Here is a 2997-nt window from a genome sequence, read left to right as displayed (position 1 = left end):
TTCGCGAGCAAGCCCGCTCCCACATTTAGTCCGTGTGTATCAGTTGGCGGTGCTGTAGCGGCGTACGCCGGACTCGACCGCTGGAATCTGCGCGGCGGTGCTTCCGGACGCCTGAAACAACACCAGGTGCTCAGCCGCTACACGAATGCCGACCTCAGCACCGACTTGCCGATCCACATGACTCGGGAAAATCGATTCCAGCTGCGCCCCGGTCGGCATCTGCAACCGGTACAACGTTGATGCGCCTTGGAACGACTTGCCGACAATCCGCGCCTTCAATGCGCTGTCCGGTGCATAAACGATATCGTCCGGGCGCAGCAACACATCCACCGCACTCCCAACCGGCCAGGTGTAGGCACGATTGCCGCGCAACTCACCCAGCTCGGTGTGCACCGACTCCGGGCTGCTCAACTGGCCACGGATGAAATAACCCTGGCCGATGAAGCTGGCCACAAACGGTGTCAGCGGTTCGTGATACAGGTTGTAGGGTGTATCCCACTGTTCCAGGCGTCCTTCCTTGAACACGCCGACATGGTCGCTGACCGCGAAGGCTTCTTCCTGGTCGTGGGTCACCAGAATCGCGCTGGTGCCACGGGCTTTGAGAATGTCGCGCACTTCATGGCTAAGCTTGCGCCGAAGTTCGCCATCGAGGTTGGAAAACGGTTCGTCGAGCAGCAACAGTTGCGGTTCTGGCGCCAAGGCGCGGGCCAAGGCAACACGCTGCTGCTGACCACCGGACAGTTCATGCGGGAAGCGCTTGCCGAGGTTTTTCAGGTTGACCAGTTCCAGCAGCTCTTCGGTCACGCGATCCTTTTGCGGGTGCTTGCGGATCCCGAAAGCGATGTTGTCGGCCACGCTCAAATGCGGAAACAGCGCGTAATCCTGGAACACCATGCCGATCCGACGTTTCTCCGGAGCCAAAGTGAAGCCGGCGCGGGAGAGGGTCTCTCCCGCCAAGGTAATTTCACCTTCGTGCACCGGTTCAAAACCGGCAATTGCCCGCAACGTGGTGGTCTTGCCGCAACCCGATGAGCCGAGCAGGCAGCCAATGTCACCGGCATTCAAATGCAGGTTGAGGTTTTGCACGACCCGCTGGTCTTGATAGCCGCAGGCGAGATTGCGCAGGTTAAGCAGTAATGGCTGGCTCATGCGTGGTGATACGAAGGCGGGACGAGAAATTCGAGCAGGGCCTTTTGTGCGTGAAGACGGTTTTCCGCTTGATCCCAAGCCACAGAGCGTTTGTCGTCGAGCAGGTCGACGCTGATCTCTTCGCCGCGGTGGGCGGGCAAGCAATGCATGAACAGCACATCGTCTGCGGCCAGATCCAGCAGCGCGCGATTGACCTGGTAGGGCGCAAACAGCTTCAAGCGCTTGGCGGTTTCTTCTTCCTGGCCCATGGAGGTCCAGACGTCGGTGCTCACCAAATGGGCGCCGCGCACCGCGTCCTTTGGATCGCGGACGATGGTCACCCGATCGCCGGCCTTGGCCACGAACTCAGGGTTGGGTTCATAGCCTTCAGGGCAGGCGACGCGCAGCTGGAAGTCGAACTGGATCGCCGCTTCTATATAGCTGTTGCACATGTTGTTGCCGTCGCCGATCCAGGCCACGGTCTTGCCCTGGATCGAACCGCGATGTTCGAGGAAGGTTTGCATGTCGGCCAGCAACTGACACGGGTGCAGGTCGTCGGACAGGCCGTTGATCACTGGCACACGGGAGTTGGCGGCGAATTCGGTCAGGGTGCTGTGGGCGAAGGTTCGGATCATCACTGCGTCGAGCATGCTCGACATGACGATCGCGCTGTCGCCGATAGGCTCGCCACGGCCCAGTTGCGTGTCGCGCGACGACAGAAAGATCGCCTGGCCGCCGAGCTGGATCATGCCGGCTTCGAAGGAGATCCGGGTGCGGGTCGAGGACTTATCGAAAATCATCCCCAGTACGCGGTTTTTCAGAGGCTCGAACAGTACGCCGCGGTTACGCAGGTCCTTGAGCTCAACGCCTCGACGGATCACGCTGACCAGCTCTTCGGGCGTGCAATCCATCATGGAGAGAAAGTGCCTTGCGCTCATCATTGACTACCTTTTTGCTACAAACCGCAGATGCTCAAAGCCTTGTTTAACGGAACAACGGGCGAGACCTGCGGCGTAAGCCGCACGGGGCGACGAAATAGGGAAAGGCGCGATCTTATAATTAAATGTCGCGTCTTACCAATAGGAGGCTTGTTTCGTAAGGCTTTTCTCGTCTTCTGTCAGACGTGTGGGCCAAACATGGGCCAAAACAGTGAAATTACAGCGGGTTACGCTCGGCTCAATCAGAGGTGGAAATGATCCACTCCGCGAAGGTCGAGAGCAGCATTTGTACACTGTGACCGAGCTGGTTTGCAATAAAGGCTGGGTTCAGGCACGAACATAGCGCGCGCGTCTGTTCGGGGGCTGCGGGCCGAAAAGTCCTGGTTATTCGAGGTTGGCGTTGTTTGCTGTTACGGTTTACAAACCGGTATCTGGCCATGCTCAGGTATCCTCTGCCTCATTGCGTGGTGTCGACTGAATCAAGTCAAAACACCCCAAGGAGGGATCCCTGTATGTCGATCGAAAAAAACGGATATRCAGGCCTTGACGCGTCTTCGTCGTGTTTCTCCGGCTTTTGATATGGGGGGGCTTTCCACGTTCATGGGCTTCGCGATTATCGCCAGCACAATTTATCCCGGGCTCTCTAGCGCAGTGGTGGGGGCCGTCGTCGGTACTTTTATCGGCGTGAAGAATTTCAAGGACGATACGAGTGCAGATTGATTCGACCCAGTTTCGCAGCCATCGGCTGGCCTGATGGTCGCCGATTCACAAGACGAACGTCGCTGGCGCAGCAGCGGGTCTGGCGCCATAGTTTTGTTCCCGCGGCCGTTATTGCCCGCCCAGAACAAGACAGAGACTGGCCATGACCAAGACTCTCCATCACCGTGCCTGCCACCTGTGTGAAGCTATTTGCGGCCTGACCATCGAAACC

General features: G+C 58.3%; 4 protein-coding genes and 1 pseudogene. 2 read left to right on the top strand and 3 right to left on the bottom strand.

Features of this window, described 5'->3' with window-relative positions; genetic code table 11:
* Positions 1 to 39 precede the first annotated feature (39 nt).
* The 3 genes and pseudogenes from AC1DRJ_RS23045 to AC1DRJ_RS23035 all read right to left on the bottom strand — a co-directional run.
* A complete protein-coding gene (locus AC1DRJ_RS23045) occupies positions 40 to 1149 on the bottom strand; it encodes an ABC transporter ATP-binding protein (protein WP_477804179.1) in 1110 nt (369 codons plus the stop codon).
* The gene (gene argF / locus AC1DRJ_RS23040) at positions 1146 to 2066 is read right to left on the bottom strand and encodes an ornithine carbamoyltransferase (protein WP_477804181.1); all 921 of its coding nucleotides are present in this window, start codon (positions 2064 to 2066) and stop codon (positions 1146 to 1148) included. The genes AC1DRJ_RS23045 and argF overlap by 4 nt, the downstream gene beginning before the upstream one ends.
* A 238-nt stretch (positions 2067 to 2304) precedes the next feature.
* Positions 2305 to 2418 (bottom strand): annotated as a pseudogene (locus tag AC1DRJ_RS23035) (site-specific integrase); the annotation flags it as partial.
* 191 nt (positions 2419 to 2609) lie between these two features.
* Between AC1DRJ_RS23035 and AC1DRJ_RS23030 the strand changes: the two are divergent.
* Both AC1DRJ_RS23030 and AC1DRJ_RS23025 read left to right on the top strand, forming a co-directional pair.
* Positions 2610 to 2786 (top strand): hypothetical protein, encoded by a 177-nt coding sequence (locus AC1DRJ_RS23030; protein ID WP_477804178.1) that lies wholly within the window; start codon positions 2610 to 2612, stop codon positions 2784 to 2786.
* Positions 2787 to 2928: 142 nt separating this feature from the next.
* Positions 2929 to 2997, top strand: a 69-nt coding sequence (locus AC1DRJ_RS23025) for a hypothetical protein (RefSeq protein ID WP_477804180.1), incomplete at its 3' end; no start/stop codon positions are given.

It is taken from the genome of Pseudomonas sp. P5_B2 (genome assembly GCF_056400445.1).
This window is presented reverse-complemented; position numbering and strand designations above follow the sequence as displayed.

Excerpts from the sequence above, each read along its gene's own strand:
- AC1DRJ_RS23045 (WP_477804179.1), bottom strand. The coding sequence starts at position 1,149 with ATGAGCCAGCCATTACTGCTTAACCTGCGCAATCTCGCCTGCGGCTAT.
- argF (WP_477804181.1), bottom strand. The coding sequence starts at position 2,066 with ATGAGCGCAAGGCACTTTCTCTCCATGATGGATTGCACGCCCGAAGAG.